Source organism: Nocardia sp. No.11, from assembly GCF_038752175.1.
In the GTDB taxonomy this organism is placed as follows: domain Bacteria; phylum Actinomycetota; class Actinomycetes; order Mycobacteriales; family Mycobacteriaceae; genus Nocardia; species Nocardia canadensis.
Genome location: NZ_JBCGFB010000066.1, coordinates 13269 through 31851 on the forward strand (window position 1 = coordinate 13269; position 18583 = coordinate 31851).

An 18583-nucleotide genomic window follows, 5' to 3' on the forward strand; every position below is an offset into this window, starting at 1 on the left:
AGGCTGAATACCTGCGAACGCGACCATGCTATCGGGGCCGCCGACAGCGCGTGTCGATGGACCTGTGACCGCGTGTTGTTCGCTCCGTGCGACTACCCCGCGGCCTCGGCCAGCAGGGCCGCGCGTTCGGCGGCCGGGCGTTTCGGGCAACTGGTGCACATCTGGCACCCCGGTACCTCGTAGACGAGACAGCAGGACAGGCGTTTGACGAAGGTGCGCTCGCCGACGGTGACGAAGCGGGGGGCGAGCAGGCGCGAGCCCACCTCGCCGGCCAGCCGGGTCGCGGCCGCCGGTGCGCCCGCGTCCAGCGCGCGGTTGCCGATCGCGTCGGTGACCACGGCCCACAGTGCGGGGACTCCGGCGCCGGACACGGCGGCGACCTGCGCGATGACCGCGGTCAGGGTGTCGCGCAGGGCGGTGCCGACCGCCTCGGCGGCGGCCGCGCGGTCGGCGGCCGAAGCGAGCGCGACCGTCGAACGGAAGCGCACGTGCTCGACGCCCCCGTCGGGCCGGATCTCGCAGTCGAGTTCGTCGAGCGCCGCGATCGGGGCCGCGACGCCCGCGGCGTAGGCGGCGGTGATCTGGTCGACGAGCGCGGAGGCGACCATGCACCACCACAGCGTGCCGCCGACGCGCGGCGTCTCGGTGCCCCAGGNCGGCCGCGCGGTCGGCGGCCGAAGCGAGCGCGACCGTCGAACGGAAGCGCACGTGCTCGACGCCCCCGTCGGGCCGGATCTCGCAGTCGAGTTCGTCGAGCGCCGCGATCGGGGCCGCGACGCCCGCGGCGTAGGCGGCGGTGATCTGGTCGACGAGCGCGGAGGCGACCATGCACCACCACAGCGTGCCGCCGACGCGCGGCGTCTCGGTGCCCCAGGCGCGGCTCATCTCGCCGACCCGGGCCGCGACCCACGCGGGATCGGTGAGCAGGCGTCCGGGAACGGTGCTCACGACATCAGGGGACTGCGCAACCATGGCCAATCGACTCCGATCCACCCTGCGACCATCGAAAATGTGCCGAGCAGCCACAGCGTCGCGACGACGAGGGCGAAGGTGGCCACCGCGCCGAGGATCCTGATCGTCCACCCGCGTGAGGTGTACCAACCCATGACGATCCGGTATTTGCCCCGCACCCAGGTCAGGGTGTGGTGGGCCCAGACGAACTCGGTGGCCAGGATGCCGAAGCCCGCGAACACCAGCGCCCAGCCGGGTCCCGGGTACGGGATCGTGACGATCCCGATCAGCAGCACCAGCCCACCGACCACGCCGACGGCGATGCGGTAGCCGAGATTCAGGGTAGGGCGGTGCTCGATGCTCGCCCGGAAGGCGCGCCAGCGCTGCTTGAAGTCCGGCCGCTCGAGGACCGGCTCGGCCGCCGACGCCCCGGCGGCGGAATCCGCCGGGGCGTCGGTGGTGTCAGCGGTCGGCTTGCTCGTCATCGTTCCAGCCTACGAGCCGCCGGGCCCGCGATCACGCCGTAGTCGGCGCACCGTCTCGATCGTCGATGGTGCGCATACCCTCGGCGGTGACCTCGATCACCCGCGCGCCCGCGATGTCGAAAAACAGTCCCGACACCGCCAGCCCGCGCTCGGCGACCGCCCGGCGCACCGCCGGATGCCGGTGCAGCGTCTCGACCTGCACGGCGACGTTGACCATGCCGAGCTGGTCGACCTCGTCGAAGCCCGCGGCCCTGGCCGCGACCGCGACCGGGTGGTCGGCCCGGAACCGGTCCAGGCTCGCCTCGGCGTGCCGCAGCCACGAGCTCAGCCCGCCGTCGGACTCGGCGCCCCGGTAGACCGCCTTCATGGCGCCGCAGGCGGAGTGCCCGCAGACCACGACCGAGCGCACCGCGAGTTCCTCGAGCGCGAACACCAGCGCCGCCTCGACCGAGTCGTCGCCGCTGGTCGGCACCAGATTGCCGACATTGCGGACGGTGAACAGGTCGCCGGGGCCACTCGAGGTGATCACATTGGGCACGATCCGCGAGTCCGAGCAGGTGAGGAAGAAGGAATCGGGGTCCTGCCGGTCCCGCAGCTCGTCCAGGTGCGGGCGCACGACGTGGGCGTGGCTGCGATGGAACGCCGAGACTCCGGCGGTCAGCGCGTCGCTGCCGGACTTCTGGTGCCGCCACGGGCCGAGCAGCTCGTCCCAGGTCGCGCGGCCGAAGCCACGGGCGGGCGGGGAGCCCACCGTGTCGGCCATCCTGGCGCTGCCGATCTCCACGAAATCGACGCGGCCACCGCCGCTTTCCTGCTGATGCTGCCAGCTCTCGATGGCCTCGAAGGCGGCGTGGTCGAGGAAGTCGACCGTCATCTCCACCGTGACCTCGGCGCCCGCGGGCACCTTGGCGAGCTCGGCCGAGAGCTTGGGCAGGGCCAGGAAGGTGCACGACCCGTCGATGCGGACCAGCCAGCGCTCACCGCCGGGCAGCGGCATCGCGGCGACCTGCACGCGCACCACGCGCCACAGCAGCAGCCCGAAAGCCAGTGCGAGACCGATGATCACGCCCTCGAGCAGGTTCAGGAACACCACGCCGAGCACGGTGACCAGATACACCAGCAGGTCGCCGGTACGGCGGGCCAGCCGGATGTGGGCCAGCTTCACCAGCTGGATGCCGATCACGATCAGCAGCCCCGCCAGCGCGGCCTTCGGGATCTGCTCGACCAGACCGACCAGCGCCACGGAGAACAGCAGGATCCAGCAGCCGTGCATGATCGCCGAGGCCCGGCTGCGCGCACCCGCCTGCACATTGGTGGCGCTGCGCACGATCACGCCGGTCACCGGCAGGCCGCCGACCAGTCCGGACAGCACGTTCGCCGAACCCTGACCGATCAGCTCACGATCGAAATCGGTACGCGGACCGGTGTGCATCTTGTCCACCGCCACGGCGGAGAGCAGGCTCTCGACGCTGGCGATGAGCGCGATGGTGAGCACCATCATGGCGACCGCCGACCAGTTCCCCGACGGCAGTTCGGGCAGTTGCAGCGCGTCGAAGAGCGAGCCGCTCAACACGATCCGTTCCACCTCGGTGGGCAGCACGAGCGAGAGCAGGGTGCCTGCGACGACCGCGACCAGCGGACCGGGCACCGGGCGCAGCCTCGACGGCACGTACTTCCAGCCCAGCATCACCACGATGACGACGGCGCCGACGAACGCGTCACCGCCGTGCAGCGACAACAGCTGACCCGGCAGCTCGATCAGATTGCGCCAGGCGGTGCTGTGCGATGACCCCCCGAGCAGCACGTGGACCTGCTGCAACGCGATGGTGATGCCGATGCCGGCGAGCATCGCGTGCACCACCACGGGGGCGACGGCGAGCGCGGCACGCGCGATGCGGCTGAGCCCGAACAGGATCTGTAACAGGCCGGCGGCGACGACGATGAAACAGGTGGTACGCCAGCCGAACTGGGCGATGGATTCGGCGACGACGACGGTCAGGCCCGCGGCGGGGCCACTGACCTGCAGCACCGAGCCGCCGAGCGCACCGACGACGATGCCGCCGATCACCGCGGCGACCAGACCGGCGGCGACCGGGGCGCCGGAGGCGACGGCGATGCCCAACGACAACGGCAGGGCGACGAGGAACACCACGATCGAGGCGGACAGGTCGTGGCGGAGCAGGGACTGCCGCCAGGACGGCGGCGGGGGTTTCGGCGAGGACGCCGGTGCGGCGGGTGGAGCTAGGTCGTTCGCGACAGACATGGTTCTCCTTCGGCGACGCGGCGCGCGGCCGTGGTCGATGGACGATCTACGTGTCGTGGACGGTCGGGTGACCGCGAGACAGCTTCCAGCGATGAAGCGTCGAACGCCCCGGTGCGTCGGCGAACCGGGGCGGGGTGCCAACCACCGTATTGGTAAAGACTTGGCAAAACCAGTGTGCCGCACGAAGAGTGGGTGTCGCCATAACCGCAGGACCGCTGTGGTGTGGCCCACACCAGGCCCGGCGCTCATACCGGTTCGGCCGCGACCCGGCGATGACTGTCGTCGAACTCGGCGATCCCGTCGGTGGTCACCTCGATGACCCGCGCGGTCGCCAGATCGAAGAACAGCCCCGACACCACCACCCCGCGCTCCTCGATCCCGCCGCGCACCGCCGGGTAGTCCATCAGCGTCTGGACCTGCCGGGCGACGTTCACCATCCCGAGCTGATCGACCGGACCGAAGCCCGCCCGCCGGGCCGCCTCGGCGACCGGGTGACCCGCGCGGAATTCCGCCAGAGTCGGCGCGGCGTGCGCGAGCCAGTCGTCGAGGCCGGGACCGGCCTGGACCTGTCCGTACAGCGCCTCCATGGCCCCGCATCCGCTGTGCCCGCACACCACGACCGCGCGCACGTCGAGCTTGTCGAGCGCGTAGATCAGTGCCGCCTCCACCGAGACGTCGCTGCCGCCGACCGGCACGAGATTGCCCACGTTGCGCACGGTGAACAGGTCACCGGGACCGCTGTTGGTGATGACGTTGGGCACGATGCGGGCATCGGCGCAGGTGAGGAAGAAGGTGTCGGCGTCGGGCCGGTGCCGCAGGCCGGCCAGGTGCGGGCGCATGAGGTGCGCGTGGCCGCGGTGATAGGCCGCGATACCCGCCGCGATCGGGTCGACACCGCCGCTGCGGCGCCACGGCCGGATCGCCTCGTCGACCGCCTTGCGGGCGTGGCCGTATTCGGGCGGACCGTCGTGCGCGCGCGCCATCCGCGCGGTGCCGAGTTCGACGAAATCGACCGTGCCACCGCCCGATTCGCGGGCATCGGCCCACTCGGAGAGCAGTTCGCACGCGGCATGATCGAGGAAGTCGACACTGAGCTCGACCGTGACGTCCACGCCGGCGGGCACTTTCGCCAGTTCGCTGGTGAGCCGGGGCACGGCCAGGAAGGTGCAGGGCCCGTCGATGCGCACCAGCCAGGTCCCGTCGGGGCGCGGCGCCGCGGCGATGGTGAACTTCACGACCCGCCACAGCAGCAGCGCGAACGAGGCGATCAGGCCGATCACCATGCCCTGCAACAGGTTCAGCGAGACGACCGCCACGACGGTGACGAGGTAGACGTAGATGTCGCCGGTGCGGCGGGCGCGTTTGATGTGCGCCAGTTTCACCAGCTGCACCCCGATCAGCACCAGCAGTCCGGCCAGCGCGGCGGTCGGGATCTGCCGGACCAATCCGACCAGCGCGATCGCGAATACCAGTACCCAGCAACCGTGCAGCACGGTGGCGGCCCGGCTGCGGGCTCCGGCGTTGGCGTTGGTGATGCTGCGGACGATGACGGCCGCGATCGGCAGGCCGCCCAGCGTCCCGGAGGCCATGTTGGCGGCGCCCTGCCCCAGGAGTTCACGATCGAAGTCGGTGCGCTGACCGGGCCGCATCTTGTCGACGGCGACCGCCGAGAGCAGCGTTTCCACGCTGGCGATGAGCGCGACGGTGAGCATGGTCAGCGCGATCGGCACCCAGCCACCGTGCGGCAGCGCGGGCAACCCGATGCCGTCGATCAGCGAGCCGTCCAGGCGCACCCGGTCCACCGTCAGCGGCAGCACCAGCGAGATCACCGTCGCCACCACCACCGCGACCAGCGGGCCGGGCACCACCCGGACGCGGCGCGGCAGGTATTGCCACCCGATCAGGATGGCGATCACGAGCAGCCCGACGAACAGGTCGCCCTTGTGCACCGACATCACCTGATTCGGCAGCGCGACGATGCTCGCCCACGGCGAGCTGACCGTGGTGCCGCCGAGCAGCACGTGCACCTGCTGTAGCGCGATGATCACGCCGATTCCGGCGAGCATGGCGTGCACCACGACCGGGGCGATGCCCAGCGCGGCGCGCGCGATGCGGCTGAGCCCGAACAGGATCTGCAGCAGACCCGCCCCGACGGTGATGAAACACATGGCGGCCCAGCCGAATTGCTGGACCGCACCCGCGACGACGACGGCGAGACTGGCGGTCGGCCCGCTCACCTGGATCGACGAGCCGCCGAGCAGGCCGGCGACCACGCCGCCGACCGCGGCGGCGATGAGTCCGGCGACGACGGGCGCGCCGGAGGCGAGCGCCACACCCAACGACAGCGGCAAGGCGACGAGGAACACCACGATGGACGCCGGAAGGTCTTGCCGAAGAACAGATTTCAGCGAATGGCCCGGATCATTGTCGGTCATCATTCTCCTTCGCCGGGGCGGATCGGCGCCCGGTTCATCGGTCGAACATGCACTGGCAATTGATGCTGAGCTGCGAGCGAACGGCGGCGGAACGGCACTGCTCGAAGAGATTCTCGACCCGAGACACAGGGTCGGGCCAATAGTAAAGAATTACCCAAGCGTTTGGAAAGTCCTCGAGGCGAATGGGACGAATCGCGACTCAACTGTGACGTGCACCACACGCAATACGTCGGGCCCGCGGGGTGCGGCCGATCCGTCGACCGGCCGCAACGATCAGGAATCGAGAAGCGCGGCGCCCGGGTCGGTGGAAACATCGTTTCCGCAGACCACCACAACGAAAGGGTTCCCGATGACCAGCACCTGGGTGCGCCGATCCCACCGGTGGCTCGCCGTGGCCTTCACCGCGATCGTGATCCTCACGGTGATCGCGCTGGCGCTGAGCGGACCGGTCTGGGTGTCCTATCTCCCGCTGTTCCCCCTCGCCGGGCTCTTCCTCTCCGGCAGCGTCCTGTTCGTCCGGTACTACACCGGGAGGTCGGGCGCGGCTCGCCGGACCGGGGCGACCGGCACGCGCGCGCGAACCCGCGGGCTACACCGCTGGGCCGCGGTGGTGTTCGTCGTCACCGTCGTCGCCACGGTGATCGCCCTGTCCCTGCCGGAGCCGATCGTCTGGGTGTCCTACCTGCCGCTGATCCCCCTCGCCGCGCTGCTGTTCTCCGGGCTGTCCATGTTGGTGACGCAGCGTCTTTCGGCGCGGCGCCGGGCCGCCACCGCGTAGGCCTCACCCGATATCCACCACTCGAGCCCAGGCGGGCGGGCGGTCCGGCACGTAGTCCGGATCGGCCTCGCTCCACGACCCCGCCCGGCGGAACACCCCGACCACCGTCCGGCACGGTGGCCGGGTGTCGGGCCAGGGCGTCTGCCCGTCGGTCAGCGCCACGACCACGTCCGGGCGGGTGCGCAGGGCCGCGGTGAAACCGGTCCGCAGATCGGTGCCGCCACCGCCCATCAAGGTCATCCCCTCGGCCCGGCACAGCGGATCGGCGATCCAGACCGCGGCGTCGCACGACAGCACGGTGACCAGGTCCCGACGACCGCCGACCGCGCGGGTGATGGCGGCGACTTCCAGCAGCGCGCTGCCCAATTCGACGTCACTGACCGACCCCGAGGTATCGATGACGACCGCGACCCGAGGGGGCATCCGACGCAGGCTCGGCAGCACCACCCCGGGCAGCGCCGCCGAGCGCCGCGCCGGCCTGCCGTAGGTGTAGTCGGCGCCGACCCCGGGGGCCGAGGCCGCCGAGCGCAGGGCGGCGCCCAGCAGATCCCGCCACGGCTGCGACGGATGCAGCGCCTCCTCGGCCCATCGTCGCCACCCCTGGGGCGCGTCGCCCGGTCGGCCGACGATGCCCTGGGCCACCCGGAACCGCACCGCGTCGCGCTCCTGCTCGCTGAGGCCGTCCGCGCCGTCGGGCCCGAGTTCCCAGGCCCGCTCCAGTCCGTCGGCGCCGCTACCGCAATCGAGCCAGGCCATGCCCTCGGTCAGCCTGCCCAGCCGGAACTGCCCGAGGTAGTCCTCCATGAGTTCACCTGGGGACAGCCCGAGGTCGGCGGGCAGGACCGCCCCCGTGGGCTGGACGAGCCCGTCGCCGAACGCGTCGTCGTTGATCTCGGCGTCGGCGGCGATGTTCATCCGCAGCCGCTCCGCCGGGCCGGTCAGATCGTGCCCGCGGGCGTATCGATCGCTGCGCGCGTGATGCTCGCGCAGCAGGTGCGACACCTCGTGCACCAGGATCGAGGCGAGTTCTTCCACGGACGTGCAGGCCACGAACGCGGGTGAGACGTAGCAGCGCCAGTGCTTGTCCACCCCCATCGTCGGCACCTGCCGCGACTCGACGATGTGCAGCGCGTACAGCGCCGTGGCGAGATAGGGCCGGGCCGACACCGCGGACAGCCTTGCGGCATACAGCTTCTCGTGATCCAGGTGGCCCGTCATCGACGGGCCTCGGCGACGCGGGCCGTGGCCTGCTCGGCCTGCCGGGACACCGAGACCGTGGCGGCGAGATGTTCGATCGACGCCGGGATCTCCCAGTCGTCCCGGCGCAGGGTGGCCAGCGTGGTCGCGGGGACCACCACCAGATCCGGCGCCCCGGTCGCCACGGCCCCGGCCAGCAGGGCCCACGCCGCGTCCCAGCGCGCCTTCTCGGGTCGTCGGCGCACCGCAGCCACCACCGCGTCGAGCACGGCCTGGCGCAGATCGCCCCGGTCGGGCAGCGCGGCGACCGCAGGATCGGCCAGCAGCACTTCGGGATCGGGCAGATCCATCCGATCGATGCTGGTCAGCAGCTCGAAACCGGGACCGTCACCGACGGTCCCGCGCACCAGCATCGACAGCACATCGCGCGCGGCGCCCGCCGCCGTGGCGAACGCGATCAGCCGGACCACCATCTCCCAGCTGCGCGGCGACGGCCAGGCACCGCCGCGCCGGGTTTCGGTGGTGGGCAGCTGATGCACCAGCTTCGGGCGGCCCGCGAGCAGCTCGCACACCGCGCGCCGGGCGAACGCCACCGCCTCCGAGAGCTTTTCGGGCGCGAGGCGGGGCAGCGTCGCCCGCGGCCAGGTGCCGCCGAGGCCGCGCACGACGACCTCGTGGTCATGGGTCCATTGCAGGTGCACGAACCGATTCGCCAGCGGCGGGCTCAGTTCCCAGCCGTCGGCGGCCGAGGAACGCGGGTTGGCCGCGGCGACGATGCGGACCCCTGGCGGCAACCGCAGCGTGCCGATCCGCCGTTCCAGGACCAGGCGCAGCAGGGCCGCTTGCACGGCGGGCGGCGCGGTCGAGAGTTCGTCGAGGAACAGCAGTCCCCGTCCGGCCTCGACCAGCTTCACGGCCCAGTCCGGCGGGGCCATCGGCACCCCGTCGGTCGCGGGGTCGTCACCGAGGATGGGCAGGCCCGAGAAGTCGGACGGTTCGTGCACACTCGCGATCACCGTGGTCAGCGGCAGGTCGAGGGACTCGGCGAGCTGGGTCAGCGCGGCGGTCTTGCCGATGCCCGGCTCACCCCACAGCAGGACCGGGAGGTCGGCGGCGACCGCCAGCGTCAGTGCCTCGAGCCGGGTGTCGGGACGGGGTTCGGTGGTCGTTTCGCCGAGCAGAGCGAGCAGTTCGCCCGCGATGTCGAGTTGGGAGCCGATGGTTCGGACCGGACGCGGGACGACGGGAATGCGTACAGACATGGGTGTATCACCTCGATGTGCGGAGGAAGTGGGGAAAGATCAGCGCTTGACCGCGTGGCGCGGACGAACGCCGTCTTCACGGCGGGGGCGGCCGGCGGGCGCGGGGACACCGCGACCGGGCGCGGACAGCCCGGCCCGGAACAGGCCATAGGTGATCCGCCGTCGCGCGGCGGACTCGAGTTCGTCGCGGAGGGGACCGTCGCGCAGCAGCGCCGCGGGACCGAGCAGCCGTTCGACCTCGGCCAGCGCACCGGCACTGTCACCGTGGTCGAGCCGTTCGCGAATGCCCGTCAGCGCCTCCGGACGACGGTGCGCCCGGTCGATGACCTGTAGGCAGGGCAGCGCAGTGCCGGTCAGCGCGACCAGCAGTTCCTCGCGCCGGATCTCGGCCGGGTCGTGATCGAGCGCGGCCAGGCGCCCGTCGACGAACCCGATCCGGTGCCACTGCCCCCGGCACCACACGAGCCGAGGCCGCTCCGGTCCCCCGGACTTCCGCGAGGCAGCCCGTGGTGACCAGGTCGGGTCTAGTGCCGCGGCGACCAGCGGATGCAGCTGATCGACCGAGATCGCGCCGGCCCGCAGCAGGACCAGATCGGGCAGCGCCCAGGTCGCCGCGTCGGGCAGCACCGGCAAGGCGGACACCGCGCCGCGCCGATATTCCTCGGTGATGCGCACCTGCGCGCCGACCTCGAGGACCACCCGGCGCCGGGCGCCGCAGCGCACCAGAACCATTCCGGCCGTGGACTTCTCGGCCCGCAGCAGGAGCGCGGCCTCCTCGGCCCAGCGATCGACCGCGCATCCGGGCGGCAGCTGTGCGGATGCGTTCTCACCCGGCGGCGCCCCGCACCGCAGCGGCAGCTCGTCGGCCCTGCGCGCGTCCCACAGGTGCCGGTGCAGATCGAGCCGGAAGCGCCGGTTCGGCCGGGCATGGGGGTGCGGGCTCGCCGCGGCGCCCTCCCAGAGCCCGAGCGCGACGCGCTGACCGGCATCGGCCCAGGCCGGCGCGGTCCGCACCACCAGGTGCACGAATCCTTCACCGCCACCACGGGTTCCGGCGGTCGCGTAGCGCGCCAAGGTGATCGTCAGCCCCGGCCGGAGCAGTCCGTCGGGCGCGACCCTGGGCAGATGCCAGCGCAGCAGGTCCGGGGCCAGATACCGCAGGTCGGCCCGCACCCGCGCGGCCAGATCCCGGCCGTGGGTCCGGGCCAGCGCACGCAGATCGAGATCGACGTCGACATGCGCCGCGGCGCAGGCCCCGGCCCAGTCGCCGAGACCGCGGCGCGCGGTGGCGAGATCGATCATGGCGGGTGGCACCGCGAATGCGCGAACCCGCCGCCACAAGGCCAGGCGGGCATCGTCGCCGGGTGGTCCGGCCGCGCGAAGATGCTGCGGATACTGCGGGAATTCCGCTCGATCGAGCGGGGAGGAAGCCGGTGCGATGACCGGCAGGGGGCTCAACGGCCCGGGCGCCGTACGCCCTTTCGACTAGTCGTCATGTGCCCAGTATGCACAACGCCGCCCGGCCCGACAACGCCGACGCCGGGCAGGCGGACGCCGACACGAGGTCGCGCGCCCGCCTGATCCGCAGGTCGCGGAAGGCGATTACCCCGCGTCGGCGGCGGCCAGCGCGGGCTCGGCCGACGGCACGCCGAGCTGCGGGTAGGTCGGATATTCGATGCCCGAGATGTACTGCACGGTGCGTACGACCTGGCACGAGTAGCCGAATTCGTTGTCGTACCAGACGTAGAGGATCGCGGTGTCGCCCTCGACGATCGTGGCGTTGGCGTCGATGATCGACGCCGCGCGCGAGCCGATGAAGTCGCTGGAGACCACGTCGTTGGCGGCGGTGTAGTCGAGGTTGCGGCTCAACGGGCCCGCGAGCGAGACCTGACGCAGGTACGCGAGCACGTCCTCCTTGGTCGTCTCCTGCGCGAGCTGCAGGTTCAGGATCGCGACCGAGACGTCCGGCGTGGGTACCCGGATCGAGTTGCCGGTGATCTTGGCCTTGAAGTCCGGCATCGCCTTCGCGACGGCGGAGGCGGCGCCGGTCTCGGTGAGCACCAGGTTGAACGGCGCGGACCGGCCGCGACGGTCGGCCTTGTGGTAGTTGTCGAGCAGGTTCTGGTCGTTGGTGAACGAGTGCACCGTCTCGACGTGTCCGCGCAGGATGCCGAACTCGTCGTCCATGGCCTTGAGCGGCGGCACGATCGCGTTGGTCGTGCACGAGGCGCAGGAGAAGATCTGCTGGGACAGGTCCAGGCTGCGGTGGTTCACGCCGTGCACGATGTTGGGGACATCGCCCTTGCCCGGCGCGGTCAGCACGACCTTCGCGATACCAGGGCGCAGGTGCTGGGACAGACCGTCGCGATCACGCCACCGGCCGGTGTTGTCGATCAGGATGGCGTTGTCGATGCCGTAGGCGGTGTAGTCGATCGTGGTCGGGTCATCGCTATAGATGAACTTGATGACGTTGCCGTTGGCGGTGATCGTGTCGTTGTCGGCGTCGACCTTGATGGTGCCGTTGAAGTGGCCGTGCACCGAGTCGCGGCGCAGCAGCGACGCGCGCTTGGCCAGATCGTCGTCACCGCCCTTGCGGACCACGACGGCGCGCAGGGTCAGCCCGTTGCCGGAACCCGCCTTCTCGATGAGCAGCCGGGTCACCAGTCGCCCGATCCGGCCGAAGCCGTAAAGCACGACATCGCGCGGGCCCTGCGGCTCGGCCTTGTTGCCGTCGAGCACCTCGGTCAGCACCGCCGCGGTGAACTCCGGGATCGACAGCCCGCGGTCATCGGCGCGATAGGCCATGACCAGCTGTCCGAGGTCGATCTTGCACGGCCCCAGGTCCAGTTCGCTGAGCACCTGCAGGAAGGGCAGGGTCTCGTCGACGGACAGTTCCTCGCCGGCGATCTGCCGCGCGAACCGATGCGTCCGCAGGATGCTGATCACCGATTTGTTCACCAGCGACCGGCTGTGCAGCAGGATCGTCACGCCCTTGCCGCGGTACAGCGTGCCGATGATCGGGATCATCGCCTCGGCGGCGGCTTCCTGAGCGTTCCAGCGGTCAAGTTGTTCGGTGGTCACCACACGTCCTCAGGTTCTCGATAAATAGTCTCTACCGATGCTAAGGAGCGCGGAGTTTTCACCGAGACCGGCTCCCCACCAGTGAGGTTTCCGCCACTCCACCAACGAAAAATGACCAGGACGACAGTCCTGGTCATTACTGTGGTCCCAGCTGGTTTCGAACCAGCGACCTTCCGCGTGTGAGGCGGACGCTCTCCCGCTGAGCTATGGGACCGAACACTGTGCCGAGGGGCTCGGTAGGGCCTCTCGAACGAGATGGAACATTAGCACGGCGCACCCGGGTGACACCAAATCGCCTCGTGAACGGGGGCTTCGGGCTCCCCGGCCGCTTTTGCAGACCGCCGTAGTCACACCTTCCCCTGAACGGATTATCGCACTACATGCCTTCATACGCATATCTACGTGTTCTCATGACTGCGCTCTGCGGAGAGTCGAGGAGCCGCGAGACAGAGATGTCGCCGTGCCGACATGGACGACTGAACCGATGACACACCCACCGCGACCGTCACGGACGATTCGCCGCCATCCACCGCCCCCACACGCCCGGCGACCACCCGAACAACATGCCTGTAATTCACATTTAGGCCCATCTACCAGCCGATTTGTAGTCTGCGCCGACCGTCGGCTAATGTTTTCCTCGCACCACGGAGAGCAGCCAAGCCGCAAGGCCGACAGCCTCCGGAAGTGCGAATGCGGATGTAGCGCAGTGGTAGCGCATCACCTTGCCAAGGTGAGGGTCGCGGGTTCAAATCCCGTCATCCGCTCGAGAGGTAGGTTAGGCATTCATGCCATCCTCCTTTGCGCGGTGGAGTGGCCGAGTGGTGAGGCAACGGCCTGCAAAGCCGTGCACACGGGTTCGATTCCCGTCTCCACCTCGCGCGATTAGCTCAGCGGGAGAGCGCTTCCCTGACACGGAAGAGGTCACTGGTTCAATCCCAGTATCGCGCACCACAAGAAGGCCCCGGTTTCGACCGGGGCCTTCTTGCGTTTCCGGGCCCGGCCGACCGTCGGACCGCGGCATGTAACCCAGGTCACTCCCGACCCGGATACCGTCGGCGCTCCCCTAGGATCGGCACTCGGCGTCGCCGGGCCGGTGTCGGCGACGCGGACCAGCGGCATGGAGGGGCGAGCAGTTGAGGCAGATCCTGATGTCGGCGGGGATCGCCCTGTTCGTCACCATCACCCTCACCCCGGTACTGATCCGGGTCTTCGCGCGCCGTGGCTTCGGCCAGGAGATCCGGATCGACGGACCCGCCAGCCACCAGACCAAACGCGGCACCCCGACCATGGGCGGGCTGGCGATCGGCGCCGGTGTGTGGGCCGGATTCCTCGGATCACACCTGATCGGCCTGCTGTGGGACGCCCCAGGGCCCAGCGCCTCCGGTGTTCTCGTGCTGCTGCTGGCCTCGGCGCTGGGTATGGTCGGTTTCCTCGACGACTCGATCAAGCTGCGCAAACACCGCAATCTCGGCCTGACCGCGGCGGGCAAGTATCTCGGGCAGATCGGTGCCGCGGTCGTGTTCGCGGTGCTGGCGCTGCGTTTTCCCGGCGCGACGGGGCTCACTCCCGCGAGCAACAATCTCTCCTACGTCCGCGACATCAACACCATCGCCTTCGAGTCGCTGATCTTCGTCGCGTTCATCTGCCTGCTGGTGGTGGCCTGGTCGAACGCCGTCAACATCACCGACGGTCTGGACGGTCTCGCGGCCGGCTCGATGAGCCTGACGCTGGGCGCCTACGTGGTGATCACGCTGTGGCAGTTCGAGAACTCGTGCGAGCTCAGCCCGGGCCGGGGCTGCTACAACGTGCGTGATCCGCTCGATCTCGCGGTGGTCAGCGCCGCCGCCGCGGGCGCGTGCATCGGGTTCCTGTGGTGGAACGCCGCGCCTGCCAAGATCTTTATGGGCGACACCGGCTCGCTGGGCCTCGGCGGCCTGGTGGCCGGACTGTCGATCACCAGCCGCACCGAACTGCTCGCGGTGGTGCTCGGCGCGCTGTTCGTCGCGGAGATCCTGTCGGTGCTGCTACAGATCGTCGTCTTCCGCACCACGCACACGCGGCTGTTCCGGATGGCACCGTTCCATCACCACTTCGAATTGAACAATTGGCCCGAGACCGCGGTGATCATCCGGTTCTGGGTGCTGGCCGGCATCGCGTCGGCGATCGGGCTGTGCCTGTTCTACGGCGAGTACATCACCGCGCTGTAGCCGGGAACTGTCGGACCGCCCCGCTACGCTGACCCGACACAGTGAGCGAGCGGGAGGTGGCCCAGTGAGTGCCGGCAGCGGGCGGGAACTCGACCACGACATCGCCGCCGATGTCTCCTTCGAGCTCGAGGAACTCGACGAGCTGGTCGCCGAACTGCTCACCGAGCACGCCGAACGCGCCCCCAGGGACGCGCGGATCGTCGCCCTGCGCCTCGGCATCGGCGGGCAGCGCCCGGAAACCCTGACCCGCATCGGCGCCCGCTACGACCTGGCGCGCGACCGGGTCCGTCAGCTCTACGCCAAGGCGATCGGGCAGCTGGTGCGCGAGGCCGCCCGCTCCGGGCACCGTTGCACCGAGGTGTTCGCGCATCGTTACCCGCGCGACGCGGGCGATCTGCGGCTGGTGCGGGAGCTGCTCACCGAGACCTACGCCACCGACACCGATCTGGTGGCGATGGAATGGTCGTATCTGAAACTGCGCCTGGCCGGGCACGACCAGACCGACGCCAAGCGCGTCGCCGGATACGTGATGCAGCGAATCCTGGGCTGGCAGAAGAAGACCGCCAGCATCCTGGCCAAACTGCATCCCCTCGACGAGACCGACGACCTGGGTCCGCTGCTCGACGACGTCGAATGGGCCGACGGGACCCCCGCTCCCCTGCCGACCGCCTCGGCCCGCGTCGCCGACGGCGACGACGACGGCCGCGGCCGCTTCTACCTCGCCACCGTCGGCCGCGATGTCGCCTACGATTCCGCGCTGGCGGCCCGGCTGCTGCGCACCCTCGACGCCAGCCCGGCCGTGACAGCGTTCCAAGAGGAGCCGACCGCGCTCACCTACGCCTTCGGCGGCGAGGACCACGTGCACTACCCGACCGTCGCCGCGCGGCTCACCGACGGCAGGACGGTGCTGGTCGACGTCGTTCCGCTGGGCCGGATCGCCTTCCATCACACCAGGATCCAGAGCGAGCTCGCCCGCGCCTATGCCCACGACCAGGGCTGGGGCTGGCTGACCTGGACCGGCAGCGCGCTGGACCCGGCCCGGCTGCGGACCCGCGTCACCGACCCGGCGATCGAGCAACGCCTCGCCGACGATCTCGACAAAGGTCCCTACGATCGCCGCGCGCTGGCGAGCGTGCGCGCCGAGACCGGCCTCGATCTGCTCGATCTGGCCGGGCTCGTGCTGCGCAACGACTGGCGGTGGGACCGAACGCCGATGCGGCTCAGCGCGTCACCAGCGCGCCTGCCATCACGGTGATCACCAGCAGCATCGCGCAGCAGGTGAGCCACTGCCACTGATTGATCGTGCGGTCCATCCGGCCGATCGTCGCCCGCAGGCCCGCCGCGATCCGCTGCTGGGCGACCAGTTCGCTGCGCACCCCGGCCAGGGTGATCGCCTCGGCGTCGGCGTTCACGCCCGCGCGGTCGATCCGATGGTGCAGCCGGTTGACCAGCTTCTGCTTGTCGCGCACGGTCTGTCGCGACACCGCCAGCTCGACCCGCTGATCGCGCAGCTCCCTGCGCTGATGCTCGATCATGGCGGCCTGCGCCGCGGTATGCCGCTCCCAGGTGCCCACCTCGGCCCACCCTCCTGTCGTCGAATCCGCGTGACCCCAGTGGATCTCGCCGGTCACCCAGCCCTCGAGGAAGTCACGCAGTTCCCAGCCCGGCCGCACCGGACCGGCGAACCCCGTCTCGCCCGCGGCGAGCATGCCCTGATCGATGCGGTAGTCGGCCGCCGCGGGCGCGAAATCGGCGATGCCGACCGCGGGGACCAGCGGCACCCAGTACCCCTGCGGGCAGACCCACAGCACGTCGTCGATGCCGGCCGCCTGCAGGCGTCGGCGATGCGCGCGGGCCGCGGTGATGTCGAGGGGGCCGCTGCGCACCTCGACCACACAACGCCGATCGCCACGACGCCAGAAGATGTCGACGGGGATGTCGTCGACCCGCGCGTCGACCTCGGCCTCGTCGGCGCCCGCCGCCGTCAGTCTGCCGCAGATCCAGTGCTCGAGCCGCTGGGTATTCCATTGGGTCGCCACGCATTCGGGGCAACCACAGCCGTATCCGGTCCGTTCCGGTGCCGCCCGCCTGGTGCCCTCGGAGATGCCGAGTTCGTCGAGCAGCGCCCGCCGTCCGCACACCACCTGGGTGTCGCTTCGCCGCTTCGTCCTCACACCACACTCCCTCACCGGGGACCCTGACGTGTGCCCGCGCCCACGCCCTGTTCTCCAGGTTCCCGCAGCCACCGACGGGCCGCCAGCCCCCTTGACCCGCGCTCGGGTGCGTCACCGCCCGGTGAGCGAGATCACAAACGCGATTCCACTTGAATATCAAGCTATTTCATTGTGCCGACGTCGCGGAACGTCGCCGAGATCTTGATCATTTCGATACACAGACCGGGCCTGTTGCCCGTCCATTTCGTCCGGATTACGAAACGCTTCGGCGCGTCGCGGATCCGGTCACCGGGACATCGCGACGACGCGGGCGCAGCGCCCGGTGGATATGATCGCTGCGGCCGGGGCGGGCACGCTCGCCGAGCACGGGAAGTAGGGTGTGCATGAACCACGCTGAGCACGACGAGTCCATCGGGTCGATGCTGGCGAGTATCGCCGCGGCGCTGCGTGAGGTCAGTGACAAGCTCGATGTCGTCGCCGCCCGGGTCCAGCAGGAAGTCCCCAGTTTTCCCGCCGATGACGATCTGCCCGACCAGACCAGGATCCGCAGGCTCGAGACCTGGGCTTTCCATGCGTCACAGGACATTTCCCGGCTCAGTGCCCGGCTCGACGCCCTCGACGGCGGCGATCCCGAGCCGGCACCGCGCGCTCGCGGCACCCGCAGCCGCCGCGAAGTGCGGGAGGCCGCCGAAGCCGCCGCGCGCGCGGCCGCCGATTCCGGCGCGGGAGAAGAGCTCTCGTCCCCGAACCCGGCGGGTGACCGGCCCCCGCTGGAGCGCCGACATTCCCGCACCGACCACCTGGGCGACCCGACCTGGCCACTCACCGTCGCCCCGATCCCCCGTCCCTCGACGGCCGTCGAACCGGGGAGCGAGCCGACCGGCGAGGCCGCGCAGTTCGCCGATACGGCGCGGTCGGCGCGTTCGGGTCGCGCCGAAGGTCATGCGGCGGGCGGTTCCGCGTCGGCGGGCGGATCGGCCGTGGGCACGCTGGCCGACGGTACGGCCGAGTCCGGCGGTCCGACGCCGCCGGTCAACGGCACGGATCGTGCGCTGCCGGTGAACGGTCGGGATCGCGTGCCACCGGTGAACGGCCGGGCATCGGTGAACGGGACGTCCCGCGCCATCAGCACGAAGCCGCTCAACGGGGTACGGGTGGTCGATGACTCGGAGTCGCGACGCGACCTTCCGGCGCGCGGGGAAACGGCCGCCGACGAGCGGAGCCGGGGAGCTCGCCGACTCGCTGCCGAAGGTGCCGCTCCCCTGGCCGATGCACCCCAGGCAGGGGCCGAGGGCGTGCGGGGCGGCGTCGAACCGACCGTAGCGGCCCACGGTGCCACGGCAGAGAAGTCGGTGCGAGGAACCGGGCAGGCGGGCGGAGGGCCCGAGTACAGCACCGGCGTTGCCGGGGCGTCCGCTCCCGACTGGCAGACCGAGGCGCAGGCGGGACAGCAGATCATCGCGTCCAGCGCGTCGCAGGCCGGCGAGCCCACCTCCGCGACCGCCCGGAGGCACGCCGACTCTCCTCCCGGCGGACAGCTACCGGTCCGTTCGACTACTTCCGACCAGCCGAACGACGGAGGCGGCGGTGTCGTCGGTCCGGATCGACAGGTCGATCGGTTCACCTCGGCGAGCACCGCCGCACCGCGGCCCGACGATGCCGGGACCGCGCCACGGCCCGCCGATGATGTCGTCCCGACCGAGTCCGCGCGCCGGTGGGCCGAGCGCCTCGCCGCGGCCGCCGCCGACCA

At 70.6% G+C, this 18583-nt stretch carries 12 protein-coding genes, 4 tRNA genes and 1 pseudogene; 7 read left to right on the forward strand and 10 right to left on the reverse strand.

What is annotated here, in order from left to right:
- Positions 1-92 precede the first annotated feature (92 nt).
- From V8688_RS19700 to V8688_RS19715, 4 genes are all read right to left on the reverse strand, one after another.
- On the reverse strand, positions 93-608 hold the full coding sequence (locus V8688_RS19700; RefSeq protein WP_342801426.1) for a (2Fe-2S)-binding protein: 516 nt from the start codon (positions 606-608) through the stop codon (positions 93-95).
- Positions 609-944: 336 nt separating this feature from the next.
- A complete protein-coding gene (locus V8688_RS19705) occupies positions 945-1436 on the reverse strand; it encodes a TIGR02611 family protein (protein ID WP_218721136.1) in 492 nt (163 codons plus the stop codon).
- 31 nt (positions 1437-1467) lie between these two features.
- Positions 1468-3699: a bifunctional SulP family inorganic anion transporter/carbonic anhydrase gene (locus V8688_RS19710; protein ID WP_218721137.1), complete on the reverse strand. Its 2232-nt coding sequence runs from the start codon at positions 3697-3699 to the stop codon at positions 1468-1470.
- A gap of 245 nt (positions 3700-3944) precedes the next feature.
- Positions 3945-6137 (reverse strand): bifunctional SulP family inorganic anion transporter/carbonic anhydrase, encoded by a 2193-nt coding sequence (locus V8688_RS19715; RefSeq protein WP_342801427.1) that lies wholly within the window; start codon positions 6135-6137, stop codon positions 3945-3947.
- A gap of 346 nt (positions 6138-6483) precedes the next feature.
- On the opposite strand from V8688_RS19715, the gene V8688_RS19720 reads away from it, so the two are divergent.
- Positions 6484-6912 (forward strand): hypothetical protein, encoded by a 429-nt coding sequence (locus tag V8688_RS19720; protein ID WP_342801428.1) that lies wholly within the window; start codon positions 6484-6486, stop codon positions 6910-6912.
- A 3-nt stretch (positions 6913-6915) separates the two neighbouring features.
- Here the strand turns inward: V8688_RS19720 and V8688_RS19725 are convergent, their stop codons facing one another.
- The 5 genes from V8688_RS19725 to V8688_RS19745 form a co-directional block, all read right to left on the reverse strand.
- On the reverse strand, positions 6916-8130 hold the full coding sequence (locus V8688_RS19725; protein WP_342801429.1) for a VWA-like domain-containing protein: 1215 nt from the start codon (positions 8128-8130) through the stop codon (positions 6916-6918).
- Positions 8127-9371 (reverse strand): MoxR family ATPase, encoded by a 1245-nt coding sequence (locus tag V8688_RS19730; RefSeq protein WP_218721141.1) that lies wholly within the window; start codon positions 9369-9371, stop codon positions 8127-8129. The genes V8688_RS19725 and V8688_RS19730 overlap by 4 nt, the downstream gene beginning before the upstream one ends.
- Positions 9372-9410: 39 nt before the next feature.
- Positions 9411-10673 (reverse strand): hypothetical protein, encoded by a 1263-nt coding sequence (locus V8688_RS19735; protein WP_342801430.1) that lies wholly within the window; start codon positions 10671-10673, stop codon positions 9411-9413.
- A 300-nt stretch (positions 10674-10973) separates the two neighbouring features.
- Positions 10974-12452 carry a glyceraldehyde-3-phosphate dehydrogenase gene (locus V8688_RS19740; RefSeq protein WP_316575456.1) on the reverse strand — a complete coding sequence of 493 codons (1479 nt, stop codon included), beginning with the start codon at positions 12450-12452 and terminating at the stop codon, positions 10974-10976.
- 142 nt (positions 12453-12594) lie between these two features.
- Positions 12595-12666 (reverse strand) — tRNA-Val (locus V8688_RS19745).
- 478 nt (positions 12667-13144) lie between these two features.
- Between V8688_RS19745 and V8688_RS19750 the strand changes: the two genes are divergently transcribed.
- From V8688_RS19750 to V8688_RS19770, 5 genes are all read left to right on the forward strand, one after another.
- Positions 13145-13216, forward strand: a tRNA-Gly gene (locus V8688_RS19750).
- A gap of 40 nt (positions 13217-13256) precedes the next feature.
- Positions 13257-13327: transfer RNA gene (locus V8688_RS19755), tRNA-Cys, on the forward strand.
- A 1-nt stretch (position 13328) separates the two neighbouring features.
- A tRNA-Val gene (locus V8688_RS19760) sits at positions 13329-13403 on the forward strand.
- A gap of 182 nt (positions 13404-13585) precedes the next feature.
- On the forward strand, positions 13586-14659 hold the full coding sequence (mraY, locus tag V8688_RS19765; RefSeq protein WP_316575457.1) for a phospho-N-acetylmuramoyl-pentapeptide-transferase: 1074 nt from the start codon (positions 13586-13588) through the stop codon (positions 14657-14659).
- Between the two features lie 64 nt (positions 14660-14723).
- Complete coding sequence (locus tag V8688_RS19770) at positions 14724-15914, forward strand: hypothetical protein (RefSeq protein ID WP_342801431.1); 1191 nt, start codon at positions 14724-14726, stop codon at positions 15912-15914.
- Here the strand turns inward: V8688_RS19770 and V8688_RS19775 are convergent.
- Positions 15880-16833, reverse strand: coding sequence for a hypothetical protein (locus V8688_RS19775; protein ID WP_308248648.1), 954 nt, complete (start codon positions 16831-16833; stop codon positions 15880-15882). The genes V8688_RS19770 and V8688_RS19775 overlap by 35 nt on opposite strands.
- A 383-nt stretch (positions 16834-17216) precedes the next feature.
- On the opposite strand from V8688_RS19775, the pseudogene V8688_RS19780 reads away from it, so the two are divergent.
- A pseudogene (locus tag V8688_RS19780) lies at positions 17217-18583 on the forward strand (hypothetical protein); the annotation flags it as partial.

Coding starts and splice junctions, on each gene's coding strand:
- V8688_RS19725 (WP_342801429.1), bottom strand. CDS start 8,130: ATGACGGGCCACCTGGATCACGAGAAGCTGTATGCCGCAAGGCTGTCC.
- V8688_RS19700 (WP_342801426.1), bottom strand. CDS start 608: ATGGTCGCCTCCGCGCTCGTCGACCAGATCACCGCCGCCTACGCCGCG.
- V8688_RS19705 (WP_218721136.1), bottom strand. CDS start 1,436: ATGACGAGCAAGCCGACCGCTGACACCACCGACGCCCCGGCGGATTCC.
- V8688_RS19730 (WP_218721141.1), bottom strand. CDS start 9,371: ATGTCTGTACGCATTCCCGTCGTCCCGCGTCCGGTCCGAACCATCGGC.
- V8688_RS19720 (WP_342801428.1), top strand. CDS start 6,484: ATGACCAGCACCTGGGTGCGCCGATCCCACCGGTGGCTCGCCGTGGCC.
- V8688_RS19715 (WP_342801427.1), bottom strand. CDS start 6,137: ATGATGACCGACAATGATCCGGGCCATTCGCTGAAATCTGTTCTTCGG.
- V8688_RS19710 (WP_218721137.1), bottom strand. CDS start 3,699: ATGTCTGTCGCGAACGACCTAGCTCCACCCGCCGCACCGGCGTCCTCG.
- V8688_RS19735 (WP_342801430.1), bottom strand. CDS start 10,673: ATGATCGATCTCGCCACCGCGCGCCGCGGTCTCGGCGACTGGGCCGGG.